This window comes from Pseudomonas sp. TWR1-1-4, from assembly GCF_049897165.1.
In the GTDB taxonomy this organism is placed as follows: domain Bacteria; phylum Pseudomonadota; class Gammaproteobacteria; order Pseudomonadales; family Pseudomonadaceae; genus Aquipseudomonas; species Aquipseudomonas canadensis.
Map to the genome: position 1 here is coordinate 254,191 of NZ_JAFCVS010000003.1, position 26,820 is coordinate 281,010.

The following is a 26,820-nucleotide window of genomic DNA, read 5'->3' on the forward strand; positions in this document are numbered from 1 at the left end:
TTTGGCTCTAGGCGACCTTTGGCAAAGCTGCTACTCTCGGCGCGCTTTGTGACGTCTCGGCCTGCTTGAAAGCGCCAGATTCACCTAAAAAAACATACACCAATAATAATCGCATCAAATGCGATGATGAATTCGCGTCGCTGACGTCGCTGAGGAGTGGGCTTCCATGAACGAAGACTTTTGGAAGGATAAGTACCCCGCCGGGATTGCTGCAGAAATCAATCCAGACGAGTATCCGAATATTCAGGCGGTACTGAAGCAGTCCTGCCAGCGCTTCGCCAACAAACCGGCTTTCAGCAACCTGGGCAAGACCATCACCTACGGTGAGTTGTACGAATTGTCCGGCGCCTTCGCCGCGTACCTGCAACAGCACACCGACTTGAAGCCCGGCGATCGCATCGCCGTGCAACTGCCCAACGTCCTCCAGTACCCGGTTGCCGTGTTCGGTGCCATCCGTGCCGGGCTGATCGTGGTCAACACCAACCCGCTGTACACCGCGCGGGAAATGGAACACCAATTCAACGACTCCGGTGCCAAGGCCCTCGTCTGCCTGGCCAACATGGCGCACCTGGCGGAAAAGGTCGTGCCCAAGACCGCCGTCAAGCATGTGATCGTCACCGAAGTCGCCGACCTGTTGCCGCCGCTCAAGCGCCTGCTGATCAACAGCGTCATCAAGTACGTGAAGAAAATGGTCCCGGCCTATCATTTGCCCAACGCGATCAAATTCAACGACGTGCTGGCCAAGGGGAACGGCCAACCGGTCAACGATGCCAGCCCGGCCAGTGGCGATGTGGCGGTGCTGCAATACACCGGCGGCACCACCGGCGTGGCCAAGGGCGCGATGCTCACCCACCGCAACCTGGTCGCCAACATGTTGCAGTGCAAGGCGCTGATGGGCTCCAACCTCAATGAAGGTTGCGAGATCCTGATCACCCCGCTGCCGCTGTACCACATTTATGCGTTCACCTTTCATTGCATGGCGATGATGCTGATCGGCAACCACAACATCCTGATCAGCAACCCGCGCGACCTGCCGGCGATGGTCAAGGAACTGTCGAAGTGGAAGTTCAGTGGATTTGTCGGCTTGAACACGCTGTTCGTGGCGCTGTGCAACAACGAGGCATTCCGCAAGCTGGACTTCTCCGCGCTGAAGGTCACCCTGTCCGGCGGCATGGCCTTGCAATTGGCCGCCGCTGAGCGCTGGAAGGCTGTGACCGGGTGTGGCATCTGCGAAGGCTACGGCATGACCGAAACCAGCCCGGTGGCCACCGTGAACCCGATCCAGCACATCCAGATCGGCACCATCGGCATTCCGGTGCCGTCCACCGTGTGCAAAGTCATCGCTGACGACGGCACTGAACTTGCCCTGGGTGAAACCGGCGAGCTGTGCGTCAAGGGCCCGCAAGTGATGAAGGGCTACTGGCAGCGCCAGGACGCTACCGACGAGATGCTCGACAGCGAAGGCTGGCTCAAGACCGGTGACATCGCGATCATCCAGCCCGACGGCTACATGCGCATTGTCGACCGCAAGAAGGACATGATCCTGGTTTCGGGTTTCAACGTGTACCCCAATGAGCTGGAGGACGTGCTGGCGGGCTTGCCGGGCGTGCTGCAGTGCGCGGCCATCGGTGTGCCGGACGAGAAGTCCGGGGAACACATCAAGCTGTTTATCGTGGTCAAGCCGGGCGCGACCCTGACCAAGGACCAGGTGATGGAGCACATGCGCGCCAACGTCACCGCCTACAAAGTGCCCAAGGCCGTGGAGTTTCGCGATGCATTGCCGACCACCAACGTGGGCAAGATCCTGCGCCGTGAGTTGCGCGACGAAGAGTTGAAGAAGCTCGGTCTTAAAAAGTAATCCCATAAAAAACCCCGCCGAAGCGGGGTTTTTTATTGAGGGGGGTTACAGCGCGAACTGCGCGAATCCCACGCCAGCCCCCGCCGGACGCACATCCTTCAAGAACGAATCCTTGTCTGCACTCAGCTCCAGCGTAATCTCCGGCTTGCGCTTGCCGGCATTGCGTACCACCAAGCCTTCGATGTGCTCACGCAAAAACGCCGTCGGCACCTTCAGGTGCAGCAACTGGTCAGTCTCGGCGTTGTGCATCAACAGGTGGATCCACTCGTACTGGCCCACGGCAATCCGGCCCACTGGCAGGTCGAACCACCAGATGTTGCGTTTGCGGTCCAGGTCGGTGAAGTGGCAGTTGTTGACGCCGAGTACGGCACCGCCCAGTTCGGTGTTTCGGCGGGCGATGGCCTGTGCTTTATTGAGTTTCATAACCTTCCTACGGGATCTGTTATTCAGCGTGTGAGCCTGAATTTGCCGGGCATTCTCAGGGGTTGGCGGCAAAACATAAAGCCAAACCTGCGGCCGGCGATGAAATGCGTGGGCAAAAATAATTGAAACTCTGCTGAACGGCCTCGGGTCAATCTTTAGGTAATGACCCAAAACCCTTGATTGTTCTTTCGGAGAAATACCATGAGCAGTACATCTGACAAGGTTAAAGGCGTGGCAAACGAGGCGGTCGGCAATATCAAGCAAGGTGTCGGTAAAGTCACCGGCAACGACAAACTGCGCGCTGAAGGTGTGGTCCAGGAAAAGAAAGGCGAAGTGCAAAAAGCGGTAGGCGACACCAAGGACGCGGTCAAAAAAGCGACCAAATAACACTGAATCGCTGGCTGGTTACACGCAGCCCGACGGCCATCCACGGATGGCCGTTTTTGTGTCACCTGATGCGGTTAAAGTTTCGAAATTGTTTCAAGGTCGCCAAATAGGCTACCTTGATGTAGAAAACGGCCCCTGAGTCGCCCACGAACTCAACCTTTTTGCGGCGAAAGGAGACGCTATGATTTTTCCGGTTCTCGATGGTCTCAAGCTGCACAAAGTGCTGCTGCGCACCGTCAAGGAATTCGTCGATGACGAAATGCCCACGTACGCCTCGGCACTGGCCTACCAGATGCTGTTCTCGCTGTTTCCCTTCCTGCTGTTCCTGATTGCCCTGATCGGTTTCCTGCACCTGCCCGACTTTTTCACCTGGCTGCGCCTGCAGTCGGAACTGGTGTTGCCGCCGCAGGCGCTGGAGCAGGTCAACCCGGTGATCGACCAGTTGCAGCAATCCAAGGGTGGCCTGCTGTCGGTGGGTATCGTGATCGCATTGTGGACGGCCTCGGCTGGCGTGCGCCTGATGATGAGCGCGATGAACGCCGCTTATGACGTGGTTGAAGGCCGACCGATCTGGAAGCGCTTCCCGCTGTCGATTTTCTACACCGTTGGCATCGCCGGCATGCTGCTGGCCGCCGCGGCACTGATGGTGCTGGGCCCGCAAGTGATGGAGTGGCTGGCCGGGCAGATCGGCATGCAGGAGTTCGTGGTCACCCTGTGGACCATCCTGCGCTGGCCGTTGATTGTGATTTTGCTGATGTTCGCCGTGGCCCTCATGTATTACGTGATGCCCGATGTCGAACAGAAATTCCGCTTCATCACCCCAGGCTCGGTGTTGGCGGTGGTGGTGTGGATCGTCGCGTCACTGGGTTTCGGCTACTACGTCAAAACCTTTGCAGACTACAACGCCATGTATGGCAGTATCGGCGCAATCATCGTGCTGCTCCTGTACTTCTACATTTCCGCCGCCGTGCTGTTGCTGGGCGCGGAGATGAATGCGGTGATCGAGCACATGTCCGCCGAAGGCAAGGATCCGGGTGAAAAAGAGTTCGATGAGCCCGGCCACACCGATGAAAAACAACACGTCTCAGGCCTCGGCCGGGACCACTCCAAGCCCACTGCCGATGAAGTCTGATCGATGATCCGTGAAATCCTGAAAATGGGCGACGAGCGCCTGCTGCGTATCGCGCCCCCGGTTCCGCCGGAAATGTTCGACAGCCCCGAGCTGTGGCAATTGATCGATGACATGTTCCAGACCATGGAACACGTGGGCGGAGTCGGCCTGGCCGCTCCGCAGATCGGTGTCGACCTGCAATTGGTGATCTTCGGTTTCGAGGCCAGCGAACGCTACCCGGACGCGCCGCCGGTGCCGCAGACGATCCTGATCAACCCGCTGATCACGCCGTTGAGTCCGGTGCTGGAGGAAGGCTATGAAGGTTGCCTGTCCGTGCCGGGTTTGCGGGGTGCGGTGGATCGCTATCAGCAGATTCGCTACGAAGGCTTTGATCCCAAGGGTGAACCCATCGTGCGCTTTGCCGATGGTTTCCATGCGCGGGTGGTGCAGCATGAATGCGATCACCTGATCGGCCGGTTGTACCCGTCGCGGATCACCGACTTCAGCAAGTTCGGCTTTATCGAAGTGATGTTCCCGGACTTGGATCCCACGGCCGACGATTGATCCTGCATCTGAATGTGGGGCTGCTTGTTGTGGTGAGCGGGCTTGTTGTGGTGAGCGGGCTTGTCCCGCGCTGGGCTGCGAAGCGGCCCTATCCAAGCCACCGCGGCGCGTCAGGCGCACTGCGGTGAAAGGTTTGGGTCTGCTTCGCAGCCCAGCGCGGGACAAGCCCGCTCACCACAGAAAAGCGATACTTCAATAATTGTTATCGGGTCGGTTTAATGAACCGCAACGTCATCCGATCCGACTCCCCGATCGCCACATACTTCGCCTTGTCCTGCCCGCCCAATCTCAGCGTCGGCGGCAACGTCCACACGCCAGCCGGGTAGTCCTTGGTGTCCTTCGGGTTGGCATTCACCTCACTCTGGCCCGCCAGCTTGAACCCGGCATCGGACGCCAGCTTCACCACCTGCGCGGTGGTCAGGTAACCGCTGTCCTTGATCGCTTCCAGATCCGCGCCATCCTTGGCCCGGTGATCTTCCACGCCCAGCACGCCGCCCGGTTTCAGTACCTTGTAGAACGCGCTGAACGTGGCCGGCGCAGTACCTGCCTCGACCCAGTTATGCACATTGCGGAACGTCAGCACTGCATCCGCCGACGCGGGTTTGCCGAACACCGGCGCCTTGGGATCGAACTCGACGACTTCAGCCTTACCGTACCGAGCCGGATCAGCCACGAATTTCTTTCTCAGGTTCTCTTCGGACGTGCGCGCATAGGCGCTGCTGCTCGCCGCCTGCACTGCGGCGATGTAGTGCCCATGATCCTTGAGCAGCGGCGCCAGCACTTCGCTGTACCAGCCGCCACCGGGGGTGATCTCGATCACCGTCTGCTTGGCGCCCAGGCCAAAGAATTCCAGCGTCTGTTGCGGATGGCGATAACCGTCGCGGGCGCTGTTGGCAGGGTCGCGCCAACTACCGGCGAGTACGCTCTGGTACTGCTCGGCGGTGATGGCTGCGTCGGCTGCCTGGCTCAAGACCGGGACGAGCAGGGCGGTGAGGGAGAGAGCTGCAAGCGTCGTTTTCATGATCATCCTGTAAAGGGCCACTGTGCCGCCGAGGCTAGCATGGGCCCTGCAGGCGCTGATCACACATTATCTGCGGTCGACCTCACCAAACGATCTAAGCCCATCGCGATCATGGGTTTGTTGCGCTTGTAGCGTACCAAGCGTTCGCTGAGGGATTGCGGCAGCACGGTGTCCTGAGTGAAGCCCATGCGTTGATACAACCCTTCCAGGTCTGGGTGACACAACAACCACAGGGTGCCGTCGACATCGGCAACCGCTGCCTCGATCACCCGCGCCGCCAGCCCTTGGCCGCGATAGGCAGGGTCAACGAACACCCCGGTCAACCATTGCCCACCTACCACGGGCGTCAGGCACAACCCGGCGACAATCTCACCGTCCCGCGCCACCCACAAACGCCCACCCTTGAGCGCCTTCATCGACGAATTGTGGTTGCGGTAAAACTTGTTCAGCAGCGGCCACAGCGGCTCTGCCAGCGGTTCGATGTTCAATTCGGGCATGGTGTTCAGGCAGCGTTATCCAGGGCCGGGGATTATAAGCGCCTTCTGCCGGGCAATAGGTGGTATACCCAGTGCTACATCCCCTGTAAGTGGAGCATGCATCATGGCCAAAGGTATGGATTCAAAGAAAGCCGCGAAGAAAAAACCGGCAAAGACCGCGGATGAAAAACGCGCCGACAAGAAAGCCAAGAAAACCGAGACAGGCCTGTTCGGTCACTGAGTTACAAGCTTAGAACCAAACGATCTGCAAGATTTTCGCGCCTCATTGCACAGAGCAGGAAACACCTGCTCTGAGCTGCCGATGGGCAACTACCTTGATCCGACCCAACGCCGGGAAATCGAAGCCCTGGCCACCACCTTTACCGCAAGAACCGAATGGCCAACCTGGCTGCTGCTGATCGGCGTGTACGCCGGTTGGTTCGGCGTGATCCTGGGTAGCCATTGGCTGGGCTTGGGGTTGAGCCTCTTGCTGCTGATTCCTATCGTGACGCTGTGGCTGTCGGTGCAACACGAATTGCTCCACGGCCATCCCACCCGTTCGCTGCGGCTCAATAAGCTGCTTGGCTATGCGCCCTTTGCCGTGTGGTATCCCTACACGCTGTACCGCGACAGCCACCTGTTGCACCACAACGACGAAGACCTGACCCTGCCGGGCATCGACCCGGAAAGCCGCTACCTCAACCAGCAGCAATGGGACACCAGCTCGCTGTTCGAGCGTGGCGTGCATTGGCTGACCAAGACGGTGCTCGGCCGCTTCCTGCTGGCGGCGCCCTTGGCGATTGGCCGTCTGTCCCGTCACGAATACCGGCGGCTGCCCCAGGTGTGGCCGATGTGGCTGGCCCACAGCGCCGTTACCGTATTGATGCTGGGTTTCATCGCCCACTACAGTGCGCTGTCGGTGTGGCATTACCTGCTGCTGGTCAGCGTGCCGGCCTTGTCCCTGGCCTCGATCCGTTCCTACTATGAACACCGCCCGCACCTGCAGCCGGAGCAACGCACGGTGCTCAACGAAGCGTCCTGGCCGTGGACCTGGCTGTTCCTCAACAACAACCTGCACTTGGTGCACCACGACCTGCCGAAACTGCCCTGGTACTTGCTGCCCACGGTCTACCGCGCCCGGCGTGAGCAATGGGTGGCGCGCAGCGGCGGCTTCCTGGTGCAGGGCTATGGCCAGTTGATCAGCCGTCACGGCTTCAAGGCCATCGACAGCCCCCGTCACCCTTTTGCGTGAGAGATGACCATGAGTGACCACTATGCTGAGCTGTTGATGTATGTCGCGCCCGCACCGATCGAACAGGCCAACCAGCAGTGGATTGCGCGCATCCTCGACCACCTGGGCATGGGGCGACTCGACGCCGCGCATCTCGACCTGCACCGTCTGTGGCTCGCGCCTGAATTACTCCTGACCCAGACTTGCGGTTATCCATTGATGACCCAGCTGCGCGGGCAAGTCCGTGTCATTGGCCGCCCGCGCTACGAGCTGCCCCACAGCAGTCAAGGCGAGCACTGCAGCCTATTGCTGACCCGCGATGACAACGCTCGCTTTACCCTGTCGGACTTCTACAACAGCCGTGGCGTTATCAACGGTCACGACTCCAACAGCGGCATGAACCTGCTGCGCGAACGCCTGGCACCCTTGCAACGCGACGGGCGTTTCTTCGCCAGCGTCGCCATCAGCGGCGCTCACCGCGAGAGCCTGCGCTGGCTGCGTGAAGACCGCGCCGACCTCGCCGCCATCGACAGCGTCACCTACGACTACCTGGCTCGTTTCGCGCCGCAGGAAGTGGCGGGGCTGCGCATCGTCAGCCGTAGCGCACCGAGCCCGGCCTTGCCCTATATCGGCCCATTGGGCTTGAGCGATGAACAGGTCATTCAACTCCGCCAGGCCATGAATCAGGCGTTGCAGGACTTGCCGCAAGTCGCCGAGACGCTGGGCCTGCAGGCCGTGCTACCCGCCAGCGAAGACGACTACGAAGTGCTCCTGGACTACCAACGACAGGCCATCAACGCCGGCTTCCCGATACTTCAATAAGGTTATATAAAAATACCTTTTAAATATTATTAAAGAATAAGCAGCTTTGCTAGGATCGCTCCACCGGAACACCGGACATAACGCGCAACCTACTCAGATGGAGCCACTATGTCCGGCGCCGACACTTCTCACAGCGATTACGTGGGCGGATTGTTCCGCAGTCATTACGACTGGCTGTGCAGCCGTTTGCACCGCCACCTCGATTCCCGTGCCCACGCCGAAGACATCGCCGCCGACACGTTCGTCCAGTTGCTGAGTGCGCCGGGTGTCGTGCCCATCCGCCAGCCGCGTGCGCTGCTCACCACCATCGCCCAACGCCTTATGTATCAACTGTGGCGCCGGCGTGATCTGGAGCGCGCTTACCTCGACGCTCTCGACAATGACGAGACCAGCAGCGCACCGTCGCCGGAAGAACTGGCGCAAATGCTCGAAGCCCTGCAAGCCATCGACCAGTTGCTTGACGGCTTGCCGGCCAAGGTCAAGGCGACCTTTTTGCTTTCGCAGCTCAATGGCCTGACCTACCCGGAAATCGCCAGCGAACTAGGGATTTCCCAGCGTTCAGTCAGCGACTATATGACTCGCGCTTTCAACCGCTGCCTGAGGCTGTGCCTGGAATGAGCGACGAGCTGATCGACAGCGCCACGCGCTGGTACGTGCTGCTGCGCTCCGGCCAAGCCACAGCGGGCGACTGGCAACGCTATGGACAATGGCGTGCTGCCGACCCGCGTCATGATGCCTTGTGCCGACAGTTGGAAAGCCGCCTGGGCATGTTCCAGGTTCCCCAGGCGCAAGGGGTGAGTGGCAAGGTGTTGCAGCAGGCGCTGGAGGCATCGTCCAGTCGACGTCATGTGTTGCAGGTCGCCCTGGCCGGCGCTGGTGTGGCAGTTGGCGCGGCCTTGCTGGCCAAGCCGCTCGGCGTGCCATTGAATGAACTCACGGCGGATATCCGCACCGGCACCGGCGAGCGCCGTGCCGTCACGTTGGACGATGGCAGCGAATTGCTGCTCAACGCGCACAGCGCGGCCGACATCCAGTTTGATCCGCAACGCCGCCTGGTACGTCTGCGCGAAGGCGAGTTGTTGGCCAAGGTCGCCAGTGATCGCATCCGACCGTTTTTGATCCAAACCGACCAGACCCGCCTGCGCGCCTATGGCAACCGGTTCCTGGTGCGTGAACGGGCAGGGCTGGGCCAGGTGGTCGCCCTCAACGGCGCGGTGGAAATCGACGGCCAGAACGGCGAACGCCTGCAACTCGCCGCTGGCCATGAAGTGCATTACGACCGTGCCGGATTCGGTCCGGTGCAGGCCAGTTCCTCCGGCGCCACGGCCTGGGTCGACGGCTTCCTGCAAGTGCGCGACCGCCCGCTGGCTGAAGTCATCGACGCACTGCGGCCCTATCACAATGGTGTGCTGCGCCTGGACCCTTCCGTGGCGGGCCTGCGCGTCAGCGGCTTGTACCGGCTGGACAACCCCCAGCAAATCCTTGACACCCTGGCGCGCACCTTGCCGATCCACATCACCCGCCGCACCGGTTTGTGGGTGACTGTCAGTGCGGTATAGCCGATTCACTCGGTCCCTGTGGGAGCTGGCTTGCCTGCGATGCGAGCGGCTCGGTCTGTCAGTCCAACCGAGTCGACGTCATCGCAGGCAAGCCAGCTCCCACATAAAGCGAGGAGGCTATGCCTATGTGGGTTCTAAGGACATAACCAAACGATCTGCAAGTTTTCCCCCCGCTGACCCACATCACTCCCGTAAGCGCTGCGGGGAGCAGCGTTCTCGTGTTTCCTTGGGGGGAGCCAAAGTGAATCAGTTCAACCGTGTGCCGCTTCGAACCTTTGCCCTGGTGCCGTTGGCCAGTCTGTTTTTCTCGTTTGCCGCCGGTGCCGAAGAAGCACGCCAGGTCTATCACATCGCCCCTGGCCCGCTGGATGAAGTGCTGCTCAACATCAGTCGGCAAAGTGGTCAGGTGATCTCGTTCACCCCGCAACTGGGTAACTATTCCTCGGCCAGCGTGGATGGTTCGCTGTCGGCGCAACAGGCGGTGGACGCCGCACTCAAGGGCACCGGCCTGCAAGTCCAGGTCAGTCCGGACGGTGCGTTCATCATCAAGGAAGGCGCGAGCAAAAACGCGACCAGCAACGTCAAGGCACAAACCAGCGCAGCGCAAGCGCCGACCCTGGACCGCGTAGTCGCCATCGGCACCCGGCGCAGTGATGCCACGGCCCTTACCAGCGCCGCACCGGTGGACGTAATCAACGCCGAAGAACTCAAGCAAACCGGCGCCACCAGCCTCAACCAGGCGCTGTTCCAACTGCTGCCGTCGTTCAACTTTCCGCAGAACCAGAGCGCCACCCGTGGCCAGAACCCCAAGGGCGCGTCCCTGCGTGGCCTGGCGCCGGACCAGACGCTGGTGCTCATCAACGGCAAGCGCCGTCATGCCTCGGCGGTGGTGAACATCTCCGGCGGCGTGCCGTTCATTGGCGCACAGCCGGTGGACCTGGATATGATCCCCATCAGCAGCATCGATCATGTCGAAGTGCTGCGCGATGGCGCGTCGGCGCAATACGGCTCGGATGCGGTAGCCGGTGTGGTCAACATTGTGCTCAAGGAACGTGACAGCGGTGGCCAGGTCAACACCCAGCTGGGTAAATACGCCCAGGGCGACGGCTTCAGCAAAACCACCGACGGCTGGTACGGCCTGGGTTTGCCGGGGGATGGCTTTCTCACCTTGAGCTTCAACACGCTCAACAACAAACCCACTGACATTGGCGACAAATACGTCGCCGACGGCCAACTGCAAGACCCGCGCTGGGGCGGTGCAGGGCGCGATAAATTCAACCTGGCAGCCAACGCCGAAATCGGTCTGAGCGACCAGTGGCGCCTCTACAGTTTCGCCACCTTCGGCCAGGACAAGTCGGTGAACAACACGCCACCGCTGCTGGCGAATAACCCGAACAACGTGCAGGGCATCTACCCCAACGGCACCATTCCCAAATATCGCTACCGCTATGAAGACGGTGCGCTCACCGTGGGCACCCGCTACGAAGACGACACCCTCGGGCGCTTCGACCTCAGTGCCACCTACGGTCGCGACAAGCACGATGAGTTGGCGTTCAACACCGTCAACCCGAGCTACGGCCTGAACAGCCCGACTAAATTCGACGTGGCCACCTTGATCAACGACCAGACCAACATCGGCCTGGATTACGCCAAGGATCTGGACGTCAACTGGTCAAGCCATCCGCTGACCGTCTCGGCGGGCATTGCCTATCGCCATGAGCAGTATCGTCTGGAGGAGGGCGACTACGAGTCCTACTCCTTTGGCGGCATCAACGGTGTGCAGGTCGGCGCGGTGCAAGCCTCCGGTCTCACGCCAGACGACGCCGGCACCTACAAGCGTGATGTCGGCGGCGTTTACTTTGGTCTTGAGCACCAGTTCACCGACAAATTCCAGGTCGGGCTGGCCGGGCGTACCGAGCACTATTCGGACTTTGGATCGGCCACCACCGGCAAGCTGTCGGCGCGGTATGACTTCACGCCGCAGGTGGGCTTGCGCGCCACGGTGAACAACTCCTTCCGTGCGCCGACCCTGGGGCAGATCGGCACGTCGTGGACCACCACCACCAACGTCGACATCAACGGCAACCCGGTGCTGACGCGCATGTTGCCCGCCGACAACCCGGCCGCCCGTGCGCTGGGTGCCGAGCCGCTCAAACCGGAAAAATCCACCAACTACTCCCTGGGCCTGGTGCTGCGCCCGATTGAAAACGCTTCGCTGACTATCGACGCCTACCAGATCTCGATCCGTGATCGCCTGCTCTACAGCGGCGGCATTTCCGGGCCGCGCGCCGAGCAGATTCTGCAGCAAGCCGGGTTTGGCCAGTACACCTGGGCGCAGTTCATGACCAACGCCGCCAACACCCGCACCCGAGGCGTCGACATCGTGGGCAAGTACAACCTGGACCTGGCGCAGTACGGCGCGTTGAGCCTTTCGGCCGGCTACACCAAGGCACGCACCACGATCGAGAAGGTCCACGAAAACCCCAACGGCTTCGACATCCTCACCCGCGAAGCCCGTGGCTTCCTGGAACACGGTTACCCCGAAGACAAGCTAGTGCTCGGCGCGACCCACCGCATCGGTGCGTGGACCATCGCCCTCAGCGAAACCCGCTACGGCGAATACCGCAAATACGCCGCCAGCGAAGCCAACGCCCAGTACGACCAGACCTTCGGCGCGCAGTGGAACACCGACCTGGACGTGAACTACGCCTTCACTCAACAACTGCGTTTGTCAGTCGGCGCCAACAACCTGTTCGACAGCAAGCCCGACGACTTCAACACCCGCCTGCGCCAGACGCCGGGCCAACAGTACAGCTACTTGTCGCCGTCGGCGCCGGAAGGGGCGTTTTACTACACGCGGCTCAGTTATGACTTTTAAGCAGGGGAAACCGAGTTGCGGCCATCGCCGGCAAGCCGGCTCCTACAGATCACCACGAGGTTCTGCATGAAAACACTTAAACACCTGCTCGGTTGCTCGCTGCTGGCACTGGCCGTCTTGGCGCAGCCATCAACGGCCGCTGAAGCCGTCAAACCCATCCACTTCGGTGACATTACCTGGGAAAGCGGCAGCCTGATCACCGAGGTACTGCGCCTGATTGTCGAGAAAGGCTACGGCCTGCCGACCGACACTTTGCCCGGCAGCACCGTGAGCCTGGAAGCCGCCCTGGCCAAGGACGATATCCAGGTGATCGGTGAAGAGTGGGCCGGGCGCAGTCCGGCATGGGTCAAGGCGGAAAACGAAGGCAAAGTGTTTGGCCTGGGCGACACGGTCAAAGGCGCCACCGAAGGCTGGTGGGTGCCGGAGTTCGTGATCAAGGGCGATGCCGCACGCGGTATCAAACCTCTGGCGCCGGACTTGAAGTCGGTGGCCGACCTGCCGCGCTACAAGGACGTGTTCCGCGACCCCGAAGACCCGAGCCGTGGACGCTTCCTCAACAGCCCAACGGGCTGGACATCGGAGATCGTCAACAGCCAGAAGCTAAAGGCGTACAAACTCACCGACAGCTTCGTCAACTTCCGCACCGGCTCCGGCGCGGCGTTGGATGCCGAAGTGGCGTCGTCGATCCGTCGTGGCAAGCCGGTGCTGTTCTACTATTGGTCGCCGACGCCGCTGCTGGGTCGCTTCAAGCTGGTCAAGCTGGAAGAACCGCCCTTCAACGCCGAAGCCTGGAAGACCCTGTCGGACGCGAAAAACCCCAACCCCATCGGCACCCGCTCGATGCCGGCGCGGCTGGCGATTGGTGTGTCGGCACCGTTCAAGGCGCAGTACCCGCAACTGGTCAGCGTGTTTGAAAAGGTCGACCTGCCGATTGATCTGCTCAATGGCATCCTCGGCGAAATGAGCGAGAAACGTACACCGCCGCGCCAGGTCGCTGAAGCGTTCCTCAAGGACCACCCAGACGTCTGGCAGCAATGGGTGCCGATCGATGTGGCGACCAAGGTCAAGGGAGCGCTCTGATGCTTAAAATCTTCGCTGCTGCGGTACTTTCGCTGGTCGTCGGTCAGGTGCTGGCGGCCGAACCTGCCACGTTACGCATCGGTTACCAGAAAAGTTCGGTGAGCATGGTATTGGCCCGTGAGCACAAACTCTTCGAGGAAGCGTTGCCCGGCACCCAGGTGCAGTGGATCGAATTCCTCGGCGGCCCGCCGCTGATCGAAGCGCTGAACGGCGGCAGCCTGGACATCGGCAATATCGGTGATATCCCGCCGATTTTCGCCCAGGCCGCTGGCATAGACTTGCAGTATTTCGCCGTAGAACCCAACGAGGGCAAGACCGAAGCGGTGTTGGTGCCAAAAGCCAGCAGCGTACAGAGCGTGGCCGAACTCAAGGGCAAGCGCGTGGCGCTGCTCAAGGGCTCCAGCGCCCACAACCTGTTCCTTAAAAGCCTGCTGCGCGCCGGTTTGCAATGGAAAGACGTGAATGTGGTGTACCTGTCGCCATCCGACGGGCGTGCCGCTTTTGAGCAAGGCAAAGTCGACGCGTGGGTGGTGTGGGACCCGTACTACTCCGCGGCCGTGGTCGACGGTTCCGCCCGCGTGTTGGGCGATGGCCAGGGCCTCAATCCGGCGGGCAGTTTCTTCGTGGTGAGCAGCCCGTTTGCCAAGCAATACCCGCAATCCATTGGCGCGATCATCCAGACACTGGCCAAGGCGCAGCGCCTGTCCCTCGACCAGCCCGAAGCCAGCATCGCGCTGATGGCCAAGACCCTGGGCCTGCAACCCGCGGTGGTCAAAAGCTACTTCGAACACCGTTCCTCCACGCCGATTCGTCCGCTGCAAGCCGCTGATATCGCCACCCAGCAACATACCGCCGACCTGTTCTTTGCCAACGGCCTGATCCCGAAAAAGGTCGATGTACAGCAAGCTGTCTTCAAGGCGCCATGACCATGCAACCGATCTACATCGATTTTCTCAACGGCCTCGACATCGACGAATTGGGGCTTACCAATGACGAAATCCTCAGCGCCATCGAAGCGAGCCTGGCGATCCAGGGGCGTGGCGAGGCGGTGATCGAGCCGCGTACCCACCTGATTCCCGGCGGCGGGATCAACGGTCACTTCAACGTATTGCGTGGTGTGCTGGGCGGCGATATCGGCTATGCCGGTGTCAAAGTGGTGGGGGACTTTGTCGACAACTACCGCAAGGGTTTGCCCTCGGAATTGGCGATCCTCAACCTGCTCGACCCCGCCACCGGGATTCCCAAGGCCATCCTGGATGCCTCGGCGATCACCGACATGCGCACCGGTGCCATCACGGCCATCGGCGCCAAATACCTGGCCCGGCCCGACAGTAAAGTGCTGGCGCACATTGGTGCGCGTGGCACGGCGTATTGGAACGTGCGCTTGCTGGATCACCTGTTCGACTTCGACGAAATCCGTGTGCACTCACGCCGCAGCGAAAGCCAGGAAGCCTTCGCCGAGCGCCTGCGCAAGGACCTGGGCAAGTCGGTGATCGTCACCGACGATTGGGAGTCCACCGTGCGTGGCGCCGACATTGTGGTCGAGGCGTCGCGCCTTGATCAGCCCGAGCCCTTACTGCGCACTGAGTGGATCAAGCCCGGTGCCTTTGTGGTGCCCTACGGCACCATGAGCGCGGTGGAATTGTCCCTCACCGACATCATGAGCAAGCTGGTGGTCGATGATTGGGGCCAATGCAAAGGCGGGCTATTTGGCTCGCTGCGCGCCCATGTTGAGACTGGCAAACTCACTGCCGAGACCCTGCATGCCGAACTGGGCCAAATTGTTGCCGGCTTGAAAAGAGGCCGGGAAACCGCCGAGGAAACCATCCTGTTCTGGCACCGCGGCCTGAGCCTCAGTGATATCGCGTTGGGCCATGCGCTGCTGGAAAAAGCCGGGCGCCTGGGGATTGGCCAGCGGTTGCGCTGGGCGTGATTCACTTCGATCCCGAAGGCTTGAGCCTCGCCGATTTGCTGGCGATTGCCCGCCAGGACGTACCGGCGGATTTCTCTGCGCAGGCCCGTCAGCGTATTGAAGAAGGCCATCAGTTGTTGGTGAAACTGGCGGCTGAAGGCACGCCAATTTATGGCGTAAATACCGGCCTCGGTGCAGCGGTGGATACGGCGGTGGCGCCCGTGCAGGCGAGTATTCCGTTGGGTCGTGCGGTGGGGGTCGGGCGCCTTGCCAATCGCCAGGAGCTGCGTGCGATCACGGCTGCGCGGCTGGCCGGATTGGCTCAGGGGCGTTCGGGTATTTCTCCGGGGGCGGCGGATGCACTGCTAGCGTTGCTCAATTCCGGCGTCGAGCCCGATGTACCGTTGCTCGGCTCGTTGGGCGAGAGCGACCTGGCGCCACTGGCGCACCTGAGTCTCGCGTTGTCAGTGCCGCTGACCGGCAAAGATGGCTTGGCGCTGGTCTCTGCGAATGCGGCCAGTGTTGGGCTGGGCGCGTTGCTGGTGGCTGAGGCGCAGCGGGCCTTGGAGGTTTTGCTGGCGGCGCTGGCGTTATCGTGTGAAGGCTATCGGGCCAACCTCAGTCCGTTCCAGCCGTGGGCTTCGCGTCTGCGGCCGGCTCCGGGGCAAAGCGAGCAGTCGGCGGCGTTGTTGCAGTTGCTGGCGGGTGGTGAGTTGGCGGACAGCCCACGGCGCTTGCAGGACCCGTTGAGCTTTCGCTGTGCCACGGTGGTCCAGGGTGCGGCGCAGCAGGCGCTGCACGCCCTGCATGAATTGGTTGAGTTGGAACTGCGCAGCGGTGCGGATAACCCGGCGTTGATCAGCGAAGCGTCGCTTGTGTTGGCCACGGCGAATTTCGACAGCACCCACTTGGCGCTGGCCACTGAAGGGTTGGGCCTGGCGCTTACCCGTGTCGCCGCGTGCAGCGCTGAACGCATTGCCAAGCTGCTGTCGCCGGCTTCCAGCGATCTGCCGCGCTTCCTGATCACTCAACCCGGTCATGTCGGCATGGCCGCCTTGCAGCGCACCAGTTCGGCGTTGGTCGCGGAAATCGGGCACCTGGCCAATCCGCTGCCGGCGGTCAGCGTGCCGGTGGCGGACCGTGTTGAAGACTATGCGGGCCAGGCCATGGCGGTGGTCGACAAGACTCGTCGCTTGACCGAGCGGGTGCTGTGGCTGGCCAGTATTGAACTGATCGTCGCCGCGCAGGCGGTGGATTTAAGGGGGGCGCTGCGACTGGGGCAAGGTGTGCGGCTGGTCCATCAAGCCGTGCGCAGCCAGGTGGCTCATCTTGATGAAGACCGCTCAGGCTCGGTGGATGTACTGGCACTGGCCACCTTCTTCGAATCCACCCCATTCCCTCTGTAGGAGCCGGCTTGCCGGCGATAGGGACCGTGAGGACGCCATCGCCGGCAAGCCGGCTCCTACAGGGGCTGCGTTTGCCTTATGGATTCTCGGCGGCCAACGCCGCAATCACCGCCTGCCGCTCACCCACTCGCTGCTGAAACGCCGCCAGCGCCGGCCACTTATCCAAATCAATCGCGTGAAACGCCGCCCAGCGCAGCACCACAAACAGGTAGGCATCTGCCACCGAGTACTGCGCACCCAACAGGTAATCCTGGCGCTCCAGCGTCTGCACCAGCACCGTGAAACGCTTGAAGAGCGTGGCCTGGAATGCAGCTTTCACCTCGCCCTGGATCGCGCCGTTGAAGAACACGGCCAAGCCGCCATGAATCTCGGTGGCAATGAAGTTCAGCCATTCCTGCAGGCGCACGCGTTCCCAGCTGCCATTAGCCGGCGCCAGGCCTGCGGCGGGTTTCAGGTCGGCCAGGTATTGCAGGATCGCGCTGGCTTCGGTCAGCACCTGGCCGTTGTCCAGTTTCAGCGCCGCGACGTAGCCCTTGGGGTTGATCTGCAGGAAGTCTTCGCCGTCGGCGGTGGTCTTGGCTTGGTTATCCACCAAGACCAGGTCGAACGGCAGCGCCAATTCGCGCAGCACGATATGCGGTGCGAGAGAACAGGCGTGGGGGAAGAAATACAGTTTCATCTGGGGCAGCTCCGTTGAATTTGCGCCAGTCTCGCGGGCGTGGCACCGTGCGTAAAATTAAACGTTCAGACCCCTGCCATAAGGACAGCTACTGCCATGATGAACCTGATGCACTGGCGCTTGCTGGTGGCCGTGGCCGATCACGGCAGCATCACCGCCGCCGCCGAGCGCGTGGGCATGACCCAATCCGCCGCCAGCCAGGCTATGGCCGGTATGGAAGCGACGCTGGGGGCGCAGCTGTTTACCCGTGAACCGCGCAAGACCTTGCCCACCGCCCTGGGCTTGAGTGTGATCGAGCAGGCGCGAGTCATGCTTGGGGCGTTGCAGGCGATTCGGAGCACCGTGGACGAAGCCAGGCCCATGTTGCGTGGGACGATTCGCATCGCCAGTTTCCCCATGGTGCTGGCGACATTTCTGACACCCGCATTGCAGCGTTTTGCGCAGCTCTATCCTGGTATTGACGTCACCACCTTGGATGTCACTGACAACGAAGTGCTCACCCTGCTCGACACCGGCCTTATCGACTTGGGCGTGGTGCTCAACCCCACGCCCGAGCGCAATGCGACGGTGTTGGGCCGTGACTTGTGGATGGCCGTGCTGCCAGTGGAGCACGCGCTGGCGCAGCGCCCCGCCGATGCCACGGTGTCGCTTGAGGAATTGCTTGAGCAGCCTTTCGTGCTGGCTACCGGTGGCTGTACCGCCAATGCCCGCAGCCTGGGCGCCGCCGCCGGGCTGACCCTGCGCGATGTCCGCGTTGAGGTGCGTGAATGGAACAGTGCCTTCAGCCTGGTGCGTGAGGGCGTCGGCGTCACACTGGTGCCGGAAATGGCCTTGCCGTCCCAGCGCAAGGGCCTGCGCGTGATGGCGTTGGATGTGCCGCTGCACCGCGAATTTGCCTTGGTCGGCTCGCCGGATCGCCCACTGTCAGCCGCCGCCCTCGCATTGTTAAAAATGCTGGCTGACTAGTGGCCTTGCATAGCGCCAAGCCCTGTCTATGCTCACCCGGAACCGTTTATGACGCTTGGCATATAAAGCGATTTGGATGGTTATTTCCCCATGAAGGTGTGCCAGCAATAGCCAACAAATGAATGGAATGCGCCTTCCAGGCGCCGGGAATCTAGGGTGATCTGACCATGTTCTACCGCCATCACAAATCCGACCTGCAACAAATCGAACGTTTTTCCTGCGCACTCACCGAATCCAACGCCAAACTCGCCGCTATCAGCCGTTCCATGGCCATGATCGAGTTCGACCCCAGTGGCGTGATCCTCGACGCCAACGACAATTTCTGCAAAACCATGGGCTATAGCGTCGAGGAAATACGCGGTAAACATCACCGCCTCTTTTGCGACGAGCCCTACACCCACACCGATGCCTACGCCAAGCTATGGCGCGACCTGGCGCGGGGCGAGGCCCTCAGTGGCACCTTCATGCGCTTGAACAAGCATGGCCAGGAAGTCTGGCTGGAAGCCAGCTACATGCCGGTGCTGGACAAGGACAATCACGTTCAGAGCGTAATCAAAGTCGCGTCGGACATTACTGCGCGAGTCCATCACGAGCATGAAAACCAGAGCCTGATCGATGCTATTGGCCGTTCCATGGCGGTGATCGAGTTCACCCCGCAGGGCCAGATCATCAACGCCAATGAAAACTTTCTGAAGACCGTGCAGTATTCCTTGGATGAAATCGTCGGCCAGCACCACAGCATGTTCTGCCACCGCAATGAAGTGGAATCGCCGGCCTACAAGGCGTTCTGGGCGTCGCTCAATCGTGGCGAATACCACTCGCACCGCTTCGAGCGCAAAAACAAGTACGGCAAGACCCTGTTCCTGGAAGCCTCCTATAACCCGATCTTCGACACCAATGGCCGCCTGTACAAAGTGGTGAAGTTCGCCAGCGACATCACTGACCAAGTCACCACCCTGCGCACCGCCGCCGACTCGGCCCACGCCACCTCGGTGCAAAACGACGCCTGCGCACGCAAGGGCTCGGAGGTGGTGCAGCAAACCGTACAGATCATCGAAGAAATTTCCCACGATTTGAACCAAGCGGCGCAGAGCATCGATGCGGTGAGTAAACAATCGGACATCATCGGCGCCATCGTGCAGACCATCCGTAGCATTGCCGAGCAGACCAACATGCTCGCGCTCAACGCCGCGATTGAAGCGGCGCGGGCCGGCGAACACGGGCGCGGCTTTGCAGTGGTGGCCGACGAGGTGCGCAGCCTGGCCGCACGGACGAGCCATGCGACGGTGGAAATCGTCGATGTGGTGCGCAAGAACCACGACCTGTCGCTGAGCGCGGTGTCGAGCATGCAATCGAGCTTGAGCCGCACGGGGCTGGGGGTGGAATTGGCGAATGAAGCGGGGCAGGTGATCCTGGAAATTCAGGAAGGGTCACGGCATGTAGTGGATGCGATCGGTCAGTTCAACTCGACGTTGCAACTGCAATAACCCAAACCCTATAGGAGCAGGCCTGCCGGCGATGGCGATCTTGAGGACGCTATCGCCGGCAAGCTGGCTCCTACACTGATTTGGGTGGCTTTTAGATTGCGGCCAGGGTTTCTTTTACTGTCTGGGCCTGCGGGTCAGCGGTTTTGGCGGCTACCTGCTGTTCTTGCTGTTGCTTCAAGCGCTCGGCCACTTGCTTGGAGAAGGCATCCTGCTTTTCCTTCGACATGTTCTGCAAATCGGCTTCGGTCAACCCCTGCTCCTTGAGCAGTTGGTCACGGATGCGCTCGGCCGGGGATTTGCTCATGTAGTCGGTGAATTCCGAGCGTGCACCGGAAGCGGCGCTGGTCGCCGGCACATCGCTGGTCGACGCGCTGGTCTGCAACTGCACGCGGGTCTTGGCAAAGGCTTCGTCGATGCGGTCGGCGGCCTTGTCCAGTTCCTTCTGCGCGGCGGGCACGGTCACGCTTTGCTGCGCGGCTTGCAAGGCGCCGCTGTACAGCGCGCTGGCGGCGGCGTTGGCGGGGTCCATGTCGGGCCGCTTGATCTGTTGAACAGTCGAAACGGCTTGGGTGTTGTTGTTAACCAGCATGATCGGTCACCTGGGGGAATGTTCGGTGCCACAGGTGGAGCAAATAGTGTGCCGGGTGTGAAGTGCCCGGTTTTATTGGGGATCGCCTGGCCGCTGCGGCAAGCATTGTCCCGCAGGCGGCCAACCGTTGCCGTCAATGGGCGATGTTTTCCAGCGCCAGGTTCCGCGTGCGCGGCCCGAACCAACTGATGGTGATCATCACGATCAACATGCTGCTGGCAATGAACGCCAACACGCCCGGCGTGCCCAGGTGTTCGAGGATAAAACCGATCAACAAGCTGCTGAACACCGTGGACAAGCGGCTGAACGAGTAACAGAAGCCTACTGCCCGTGCGCGGATGTTGGTGGGGAACAACTCACTCTGGTACGAGTGATAGCTGAAGCTCAGCCAGGCGTTGCAGAACGTGATCATCACCCCACAGATCACCAGCCCCACCGCCGTGGTTTGCAGAGCAAACAGGCTGCCGAAGATCATCGCGCCGAGGGCCGAGCCGACGATCTGCCATTTGTTTTCAAAACGGTTGGCCACCTTCACGAACAGCAGCGGCCCCAGCGGATAGGCGAGGGTGATGATGAAGGCGTAGAGCAAGCTGTGGGTCACGCTCACACCCTGGCCGGACAGCAACGCCGGCAGCCAGTTGCCGAAACCGAAGAAGCCGATGGCCTGGAACACATGGAACACGATCAGCATCAAGGCGCGGCGGCGGTAAGGGGGCTGCCAGATATCGGCGAAGCGGCCGCTGCCTTGCACGCTGACGGCTTCGGGTTCGGGCTCATCCAAGGGTTTGCCATGGTCTTTCTGGCAGCGCGCTTCGAGGTTGTCCATGATCAGACCGGCCTCTTCAAAACGCCCTTTTTGTGCAAGCCAACGCGGCGACTCCGGCAAACGCTTGCGCAGTTGCCAGATAAACAGCGCAAACACGGCGCTCGACAACACCACCCAACGCCAACCTGACACGCCGAACGGCGCTTGCGGCACCAGCCACCACGACATCAACGCCACCGCCGGCACCGACAGGAACTGGATAAAAAACGCAAAGGCAAACGCCGAGCTGCGCATACGCTTGGGCACCAGTTCCGAGAGGTAAGCGTCGATGGTCACCAGTTCAATGCCCAGGCCAATGCCGACCAGGAAACGCATGCAGATGATGCCCACGGCGGAGGTCTGGATGCCCATCAATACTGTGGCGACGGTGTACCAGATTAACGCAAAGGTGAAGATCGCCCGCCGTCCGAAGCGGTCGGCGATGGGGCTGAGCAGGCTGGCGCCGAGGAACAGGCCGAGAAAAGTTGCCGAGGCGAATGCAGCCTGGTCCGAGAAGCCGAATACGCCCTCGCTGCCGGTATGGAAAATTCCGTCACTGATCAGGCCGGGGCTGATGTAGGCGGTTTGGAACAGGTCATACAGCTCGAAAAAACCGCCAATCGACAATAACGCCACCAGGCGCCAGACGGTGGCGACGGCGGGGAGGCGGTCGATACGTGCGCTGATGTGGGCGGCGCGGATGGGGTCGATGCCGTCGGTGATAGAGAGTGCGGGCATGGGAAAACTCAATAAGTGATCGGAATCTCAAATGTCTGAAACGCATCATCCTGGGGATGGTAACCCAGCACCCGCGTGGTTTCGCTCAGGTCCAGGCGCTTGAAGCGGTTATTGGATATGCCATGGGCGATCAGGTGCTTCACGCCCTCGGCTTCCACCGAACGTTGCAGCAACTGCACGGCATCGCGTGGGCTGAGCCAGGCGCTGAGGTCGCGGGCGTTATTGAGGTCGTGGGTTTCGGGGAATTCGAAGGCGCCGATGCGCAGGGCAATGGTCGACAGCGGGGTCTTGGCAGCGTAATAGCCGCACAACGCTTCTCCGTAGCATTTGCTCACTCCATACAGATTGGCGGGCATCACCTGCATGCCGGGCGTGATCTGGCGGTCCACCGGGTAGCCTTCGATGGTTTGCGCGCTGCTGGCGAACACCAGGCGTTTCACGCCAGCGGCCACGGCGGCTTCGAACAGGTGGGTGGTGGCAAGGATGTTATTGGGCAGCAACTCATCGAATGACGCGCTGGCGTGGGGAATGCCCGACAAATGCACGATCACGTCGATGCCGTCGAGCAAGGCCGCCAGACGGGACTGATCGCTGAGGTCGGCGTGCACGAAGCGGTGCTCGCCCAAGTCGAAATCCGGCGCGATGCGGTCGGTGAGGGTGAAGCGGTAACGGTCTTTCGAGGCGTCGAAAAACGTCTTGCCGATTCTGCCGCAGGCGCCGGTGAGCAGTACGTTGAGTCCTTTCACAGTGGCGTCCTTGTTTTTAGTTATGGCCGTCGAGGGCGAAGGTTTTAAAGCCAGGGCGCTGGCTGAGGCGCTGGTAATACGCCTCCACTGCAAGGTAGGGCGGATGTTCCAGCGGGGCGTTGCGCCAGCGGTGTACCGAGAGGCCGACGAGTATGTCCGCCAGGGTGAATTCAGCGCCGGTGACGTAGGCGCCGGTCTTGATCAACTGTTGTTCGAGCAGGCCCATCTTGTCATTCCAGGCCTGCACGCCGGCTTGAATGCGCTGTGGGTCCTGGTAGTCCGGGTTCTGGCGCACCAACGCATGGAACGCGTAGCCCCAGGACGGGTTGAGTTCGGTGGCTTGCCAGTCCATCCATTGCTCGACCCGGGCCCGTGGCGCGGGTTCGGCGGGGAGCAGGTCGTGGCGTTGATAGAGGCTGACCAGGTAACGGCAGATGGTGTTGGATTCCCACAACACGCCGTGGTCATCGATCAACACCGGCACCTGGGCGTTGGGGTTCAGGGCGAGGAAGTCGGCGGATTGGGTGGGCTTGAAGCCGATGCCCCAGTCTTCGCGCTGGTAGTCGATGCCGAGTTCCTGGCAGGTCCAAAGCACTTTGCGCACGTTGATGGAGGACGTGCGGCCCAAGATTTTCAGTGAGTGTCCCATGGTGCTTTCCTAGCGGTGGAGAGCAACCAATCTAGCAGGGTCAGGTACTCTCCCGCACCTGCAACTCAAACCCCATGTCCACCACCGGCTTGGCGATCTTGTTGCCTGCCATGATTGTCAACAAGTGCTCCGCCGCACGCCGCCCAATCGCCTCACGCGGGGTGCTGATGCTGCTCAGGCGCGGCACCATGAAGGACGAGGCTGGCAGGTCGTTGAAACCGAGCACCGCGACGCGCTCCGGCACTTTGATGCCATGGCGCATGGCTTCCAGCAAGGCGCCCTGGGCCAGGTCGTCGTTGCCGAAGAAGATTGCATCCACGTCGGGATGGGCGGCCAGCAGTTGCAGGAAGAGTTCGCCACCCAGGCCGACTGAGGAAGGGCGGGGTGTCAGCAGTTCCAGCGCCGGGTCGTATAAGCCGGCGTGTTGCAGCGCTCGACGGAAACCTTCGCCGCGCAGCAACGTGCGTTGGTCCAGTTGCGCGCCGATATACGCCAGGCGTTTGTACCCACGGGACAACAGATGCGCCGCCGCCGTTTCGCCCGCGCTCAGTTGCGAGAAACCCACGCAGTTCACCCCGGCGTTGGGGTCCAGGTCCATCATGTACACGCACGGCACATTGCTGGCCTCGACCATCCGTCGGGCGCTTTCGGTGCGATCAAATCCGGTCAGCAGCAAACCCCGTGGCTGGTAGGCCATGTAGTTGCGCAGCAGGTTTTCTTCTTCATCGCGGGAATAATGGAAGTTGCCGATCAGCACTTCAAAGCCCTTGGGCCGCAGCACTTGGTGGATGGCTTCGAGGGTTTCGATAAACAGCAGGTTGGACAGCGACGGCACCAACACCACCACCGAATGGCTCTGGGCTGAGGCCAGGGCGCGGGCGGCGGGGTTGACCACGTAGTTCAGTTCGGCGGCGGCCTGCTGCACTTTTTCCACCAGTTCTGTGGCGACGGTGCTGATGCCGCGCAGCGCGCGGGACGCGGTAATCGGGCTGACGCCAGCCAGGCGGGCGACTTCGTTTAGGGTCGGGCGACCCGTGGTGCGCAATTTTTTATCGTTCTTGGAGGTCATCAGGCGGCTTGCCAAACAAAAATCGAGGCACTAAGGTAGCGCTGTCTCCAAAAGGCTGCAAATTCTTGAACAAAGGGTTGCCTGATCCTGTTCAAAGCGTTGGAGCGGATGCACGCGTCACTCCATAAAAAAAGACAAGACGGCGCGGGAAAAGCCTGTTTTTGCACTAGCCTTACAGCGTGCAAAGGTAGCGCTATCTGCGTCCTGAGGTGTTTCATGAGTCAACCTGTTACCGCCCTGGTCATCATGGGTGTTTCCGGCTGTGGCAAGTCCAGTGTCAGCGAGGCGCTGTGCCGCCTGAACGGCGCTACCGCCATTGAAGGCGACAGCTTTCACCCTGCCGCCAACATCGAAAAGATGAGCGCAGGCCACCCCCTCAACGACGACGACCGCGCCGGCTGGCTCGACATCCTCTGCGATGAACTGCGCCGTTCGCTCAAAGCGGGCGAGCATCCCGTGCTCACCTGTTCCGCCCTGAAAAAGAAATACCGCGATCACCTGCGCGAAGCCGCGCCGGGCCTGGGTTTTGTCTTTTTGGAGCTGACCCGCGCCGTGGCCGCCGACCGCGTGTCCCATCGCCCTGGGCATTTCATGCCAGCCAGCCTCATCGACAGCCAGTTTGCCACCCTTGAATCGCCCAAAGGCGAACCGCTGACCCTGGCTCTGAACGCCAGCGAAGACAGCATCGAGGAACTGGCCGAGCAGACCAACGCCTGGTGGCTGCAACACGGCTTTGAACCTACTCATTAATTTTTTGCCGGAAAAGATAGCGCTATCCCCGGCAGGAAATTCAACACCCGCTTTAATAACAACAACAAACAGGAGAGACCCCCCATGTTTGGCATGTCCCACGAGTCTTACCTGCTGCTTGATGCAGTGGTCACTATCATCGGGTTGATCGTTCTGATCACCAAGTTCAAGGTGCATCCGTTCATTGCACTGATCATCGCGGCCGGCTTCCTCGGCCTGACCTCGGGCATGCCCGTGGACAAGATCATCAAGGCGTTCCAGGACGGCTTCGGCGGGGTGCTCGGCTTTGTCGGCATCATCCTCGCGCTGGGCACGATGCTCGGCAAGATGATGGCCGAATCCGGCGGTGCCGATCAGATCGCCCAGACCCTGATCCGCGCCTTCGGCAAAGAGAAGGTCCAGTGGGCCATGATGTTTGCCGCGTTCCTGGTGGGCATCCCGCTGTTCTTCGAGATCGGCTTTGTGCTGCTGATCCCACTGGTGTTTATCGTCGCGCGCCGCACCGGCGTGTCGCTGATCAAGATCGGTATCCCGCTGCTCGCCGGCCTCTCGGCGGTACACGGGCTGGTGCCACCGCATCCGGGCCCGCTGCTGGCGATCGGCGTGTTTGGCGCGGACATCGGCAAGACCATCCTCTACGGCCTGATCGTCGCACTGCCGACCGCTATCATCGCCGGCCCGATCTTCGGTACGTTTATCGCCAAGTACATCCCGGGCAACCCGTCCCAGGAACTGGTTGATCAACTGGCCCGTGAGTCGGAACACAAGAACCTGCCGAGCTTCAGCATCACCCTGATTACCGTACTGTTGCCGGTGTTCCTGATGCTGCTCAAAACCTTCGCCGATATCGGCTTGCCGGACGGCCACATCGTGCGTAACTGGATGGACATGATCGGTCACCCGATCTCCGCCCTGTTGCTGGCGTTGCTGCTGTCGCTGTACACCTTTGGCCATCGCCAAGGCATCCACTCCAAGCAGATCCTCAAATTGCTCGACGCCAGCCTGGCGCCGACCGCTGCGATCATCCTGATCATCGGTGCCGGTGGTGGCTTCAAGCAGATGCTGGTGACCAGCGGTGTGGGCGACGTGATTGGCCATATGGCGGTGAACGCGCAGATCAATCCGATCCTGCTGGCGTGGCTGGTGGCGGCGGTGATCCGTGTGGCAACCGGTTCGGCCACGGTGGCGACCATTACTGGCGCGGGCATTGTAGTGCCGGTGGTGGGGATGATTCCGGGGGTTAACCGTGAGCTGCTGGTGCTGGCAACGGGGGCGGGTTCGTTGATCCTGTCTCACGTCAACGATGCAGGGTTCTGGCTGGTGAAGCAGTACTTCAACATGACCGTGGCCGAGACGTTCAAGACGTGGACAGCGATGGAGACGATTCTGTCGATTGTGGCCCTGATCTTCATCATGTTGCTGTCGTTGGTGGTCTAACCGACACACTACAAAGGCCCTTTGAAAATGGGCCTATTGTGGCGAGCTGGCTTGTGTGGTGAGCGGGCTTGCCCCGCGCTGGGCTGCGTAGCAGTCCTAAAACCAAACGCCGCATTCTGCCTGACAGAATGCGGCGTTTTTGTTGGGGCGGCTTCGCCACCCAGCGCGGGGCAAGCC

25 protein-coding genes and 2 pseudogenes are annotated in these 26,820 nt (G+C 61.1%); 18 read left to right on the forward strand and 9 right to left on the reverse strand.

Going from position 1 to position 26,820, the window contains the following annotated elements:
• Window positions 1-166 precede the first annotated feature (166 nt).
• The gene (gene fadD1, locus ACP7C6_RS09525) at window positions 167-1,858 is read left to right on the forward strand and encodes a long-chain-fatty-acid--CoA ligase FadD1 (RefSeq protein ID WP_028617690.1); all 1,692 of its coding nucleotides are present in this window, start codon (window positions 167-169) and stop codon (window positions 1,856-1,858) included.
• Window positions 1,859-1,903: 45 nt separating this feature from the next.
• On the opposite strand, the gene ACP7C6_RS09530 is transcribed toward fadD1, so the two are convergent.
• On the reverse strand, window positions 1,904-2,281 hold the full coding sequence (locus ACP7C6_RS09530; protein ID WP_010208214.1) for a hypothetical protein: 378 nt from the start codon (window positions 2,279-2,281) through the stop codon (window positions 1,904-1,906).
• Window positions 2,282-2,482: 201 nt separating this feature from the next.
• Between ACP7C6_RS09530 and ACP7C6_RS09535 the strand changes: the two genes are divergently transcribed.
• From ACP7C6_RS09535 to def, 3 genes are all read left to right on the forward strand, one after another.
• The gene (locus tag ACP7C6_RS09535) at window positions 2,483-2,668 is read left to right on the forward strand and encodes a CsbD family protein (RefSeq protein ID WP_028617689.1); all 186 of its coding nucleotides are present in this window, start codon (window positions 2,483-2,485) and stop codon (window positions 2,666-2,668) included.
• Window positions 2,669-2,849: 181 nt separating this feature from the next.
• Window positions 2,850-3,800 carry a YihY/virulence factor BrkB family protein gene (locus ACP7C6_RS09540; protein ID WP_016975971.1) on the forward strand — a complete coding sequence of 317 codons (951 nt, stop codon included), beginning with the start codon at window positions 2,850-2,852 and terminating at the stop codon, window positions 3,798-3,800.
• Window positions 3,801-3,803: 3 nt separating this feature from the next.
• Complete coding sequence (gene def / locus ACP7C6_RS09545; RefSeq protein WP_028617688.1) at window positions 3,804-4,343, forward strand: peptide deformylase; 540 nt, start codon at window positions 3,804-3,806, stop codon at window positions 4,341-4,343.
• A gap of 202 nt (window positions 4,344-4,545) precedes the next feature.
• Here the strand turns inward: def and ACP7C6_RS09550 are convergent, their stop codons facing one another.
• Window positions 4,546-5,364 (reverse strand): class I SAM-dependent methyltransferase, encoded by an 819-nt coding sequence (locus ACP7C6_RS09550; RefSeq protein ID WP_305382520.1) that lies wholly within the window; start codon window positions 5,362-5,364, stop codon window positions 4,546-4,548.
• 59 nt (window positions 5,365-5,423) lie between these two features.
• Window positions 5,424-5,861, reverse strand: coding sequence for a GNAT family N-acetyltransferase (locus ACP7C6_RS09555; protein ID WP_068932377.1), 438 nt, complete (start codon window positions 5,859-5,861; stop codon window positions 5,424-5,426).
• 301 nt (window positions 5,862-6,162) lie between these two features.
• Here ACP7C6_RS09555 and ACP7C6_RS09560 point away from each other — a divergent pair, with 301 nt between their 5' ends.
• The 9 genes from ACP7C6_RS09560 to ACP7C6_RS09600 all read left to right on the forward strand — a co-directional run bounded on the left by ACP7C6_RS09560 (window position 6,163) and on the right by ACP7C6_RS09600 (window position 16,728).
• Window positions 6,163-7,092 carry a fatty acid desaturase gene (locus tag ACP7C6_RS09560; RefSeq protein WP_426108648.1) on the forward strand — a complete coding sequence of 310 codons (930 nt, stop codon included), beginning with the start codon at window positions 6,163-6,165 and terminating at the stop codon, window positions 7,090-7,092.
• Between the two features lie 9 nt (window positions 7,093-7,101).
• Window positions 7,102-7,893, forward strand: coding sequence for a phosphate/phosphite/phosphonate ABC transporter substrate-binding protein (locus tag ACP7C6_RS09565; protein ID WP_426108649.1), 792 nt, complete (start codon window positions 7,102-7,104; stop codon window positions 7,891-7,893).
• A gap of 108 nt (window positions 7,894-8,001) precedes the next feature.
• Window positions 8,002-8,511: a sigma-70 family RNA polymerase sigma factor gene (locus ACP7C6_RS09570; protein WP_068932374.1), complete on the forward strand. Its 510-nt coding sequence runs from the start codon at window positions 8,002-8,004 to the stop codon at window positions 8,509-8,511.
• Window positions 8,508-9,452 (forward strand): FecR domain-containing protein, encoded by a 945-nt coding sequence (locus ACP7C6_RS09575; protein ID WP_122554760.1) that lies wholly within the window; start codon window positions 8,508-8,510, stop codon window positions 9,450-9,452. The genes ACP7C6_RS09570 and ACP7C6_RS09575 overlap by 4 nt, the downstream gene beginning before the upstream one ends.
• Window positions 9,453-9,693: 241 nt before the next feature.
• Entirely contained in the window at window positions 9,694-12,330 is a 2,637-nt protein-coding gene (locus tag ACP7C6_RS09580; RefSeq protein WP_426108650.1) for a TonB-dependent receptor domain-containing protein, read from the forward strand.
• Between the two features lie 66 nt (window positions 12,331-12,396).
• Complete coding sequence (locus tag ACP7C6_RS09585; RefSeq protein ID WP_426108651.1) at window positions 12,397-13,410, forward strand: ABC transporter substrate-binding protein; 1,014 nt, start codon at window positions 12,397-12,399, stop codon at window positions 13,408-13,410.
• A complete protein-coding gene (locus ACP7C6_RS09590) occupies window positions 13,410-14,336 on the forward strand; it encodes an aliphatic sulfonate ABC transporter substrate-binding protein (RefSeq protein ID WP_122685456.1) in 927 nt (308 codons plus the stop codon). Before ACP7C6_RS09585 ends, ACP7C6_RS09590 begins: the two co-directional genes overlap by 1 nt.
• 2 nt (window positions 14,337-14,338) lie before the next feature.
• Window positions 14,339-15,343 (forward strand): ornithine cyclodeaminase family protein, encoded by a 1,005-nt coding sequence (locus ACP7C6_RS09595; protein ID WP_311893427.1) that lies wholly within the window; start codon window positions 14,339-14,341, stop codon window positions 15,341-15,343.
• Window positions 15,340-16,728: an aromatic amino acid lyase gene (locus tag ACP7C6_RS09600; protein WP_311893426.1), complete on the forward strand. Its 1,389-nt coding sequence runs from the start codon at window positions 15,340-15,342 to the stop codon at window positions 16,726-16,728. The genes ACP7C6_RS09595 and ACP7C6_RS09600 overlap by 4 nt, the downstream gene beginning before the upstream one ends.
• A 76-nt stretch (window positions 16,729-16,804) precedes the next feature.
• Here the strand turns inward: ACP7C6_RS09600 and gstA are convergent, their stop codons facing one another.
• A complete protein-coding gene (gene gstA / locus ACP7C6_RS09605; protein ID WP_311893425.1) occupies window positions 16,805-17,407 on the reverse strand; it encodes a glutathione transferase GstA in 603 nt (200 codons plus the stop codon).
• Between the two features lie 96 nt (window positions 17,408-17,503).
• On the opposite strand from gstA, the gene ACP7C6_RS09610 reads away from it, so the two are divergent.
• From ACP7C6_RS09610 to ACP7C6_RS09620, 3 genes and pseudogenes are all read left to right on the forward strand, one after another.
• Complete coding sequence (locus ACP7C6_RS09610; RefSeq protein WP_028617675.1) at window positions 17,504-18,373, forward strand: LysR family transcriptional regulator; 870 nt, start codon at window positions 17,504-17,506, stop codon at window positions 18,371-18,373.
• 167 nt (window positions 18,374-18,540) lie between these two features.
• A pseudogene (locus tag ACP7C6_RS09615) lies at window positions 18,541-19,317 on the forward strand (PAS domain-containing protein); the annotation flags it as partial.
• 129 nt (window positions 19,318-19,446) lie between these two features.
• Window positions 19,447-19,860, forward strand: a pseudogene (locus ACP7C6_RS09620) (methyl-accepting chemotaxis protein); the annotation flags it as partial.
• 91 nt (window positions 19,861-19,951) lie between these two features.
• Here the strand turns inward: ACP7C6_RS09620 and ACP7C6_RS09625 are convergent.
• The 5 genes from ACP7C6_RS09625 to ACP7C6_RS09645 all read right to left on the reverse strand — a co-directional run bounded on the left by ACP7C6_RS09625 (window position 19,952) and on the right by ACP7C6_RS09645 (window position 24,459).
• Window positions 19,952-20,449 carry a hypothetical protein gene (locus ACP7C6_RS09625; protein WP_078049946.1) on the reverse strand — a complete coding sequence of 166 codons (498 nt, stop codon included), beginning with the start codon at window positions 20,447-20,449 and terminating at the stop codon, window positions 19,952-19,954.
• Between the two features lie 133 nt (window positions 20,450-20,582).
• Window positions 20,583-21,992 carry an MFS transporter gene (locus tag ACP7C6_RS09630; protein ID WP_028617672.1) on the reverse strand — a complete coding sequence of 470 codons (1,410 nt, stop codon included), beginning with the start codon at window positions 21,990-21,992 and terminating at the stop codon, window positions 20,583-20,585.
• An 8-nt stretch (window positions 21,993-22,000) separates the two neighbouring features.
• On the reverse strand, window positions 22,001-22,738 hold the full coding sequence (locus tag ACP7C6_RS09635; RefSeq protein WP_426108652.1) for an NAD-dependent epimerase/dehydratase family protein: 738 nt from the start codon (window positions 22,736-22,738) through the stop codon (window positions 22,001-22,003).
• Window positions 22,739-22,754: 16 nt separating this feature from the next.
• Window positions 22,755-23,387 (reverse strand): glutathione S-transferase family protein, encoded by a 633-nt coding sequence (locus tag ACP7C6_RS09640; protein WP_028617670.1) that lies wholly within the window; start codon window positions 23,385-23,387, stop codon window positions 22,755-22,757.
• A gap of 40 nt (window positions 23,388-23,427) precedes the next feature.
• On the reverse strand, window positions 23,428-24,459 hold the full coding sequence (locus ACP7C6_RS09645; RefSeq protein ID WP_028617669.1) for a LacI family DNA-binding transcriptional regulator: 1,032 nt from the start codon (window positions 24,457-24,459) through the stop codon (window positions 23,428-23,430).
• Between the two features lie 213 nt (window positions 24,460-24,672).
• On the opposite strand from ACP7C6_RS09645, the gene ACP7C6_RS09650 reads away from it, so the two are divergent.
• Both ACP7C6_RS09650 and ACP7C6_RS09655 read left to right on the forward strand, forming a co-directional pair.
• Window positions 24,673-25,206 (forward strand): gluconokinase, encoded by a 534-nt coding sequence (locus ACP7C6_RS09650; protein ID WP_016975994.1) that lies wholly within the window; start codon window positions 24,673-24,675, stop codon window positions 25,204-25,206.
• An 84-nt stretch (window positions 25,207-25,290) separates the two neighbouring features.
• A complete protein-coding gene (locus ACP7C6_RS09655; RefSeq protein ID WP_068932357.1) occupies window positions 25,291-26,643 on the forward strand; it encodes a GntP family permease in 1,353 nt (450 codons plus the stop codon).
• The last annotated feature ends 177 nt before the right edge of the window (window positions 26,644-26,820 follow it).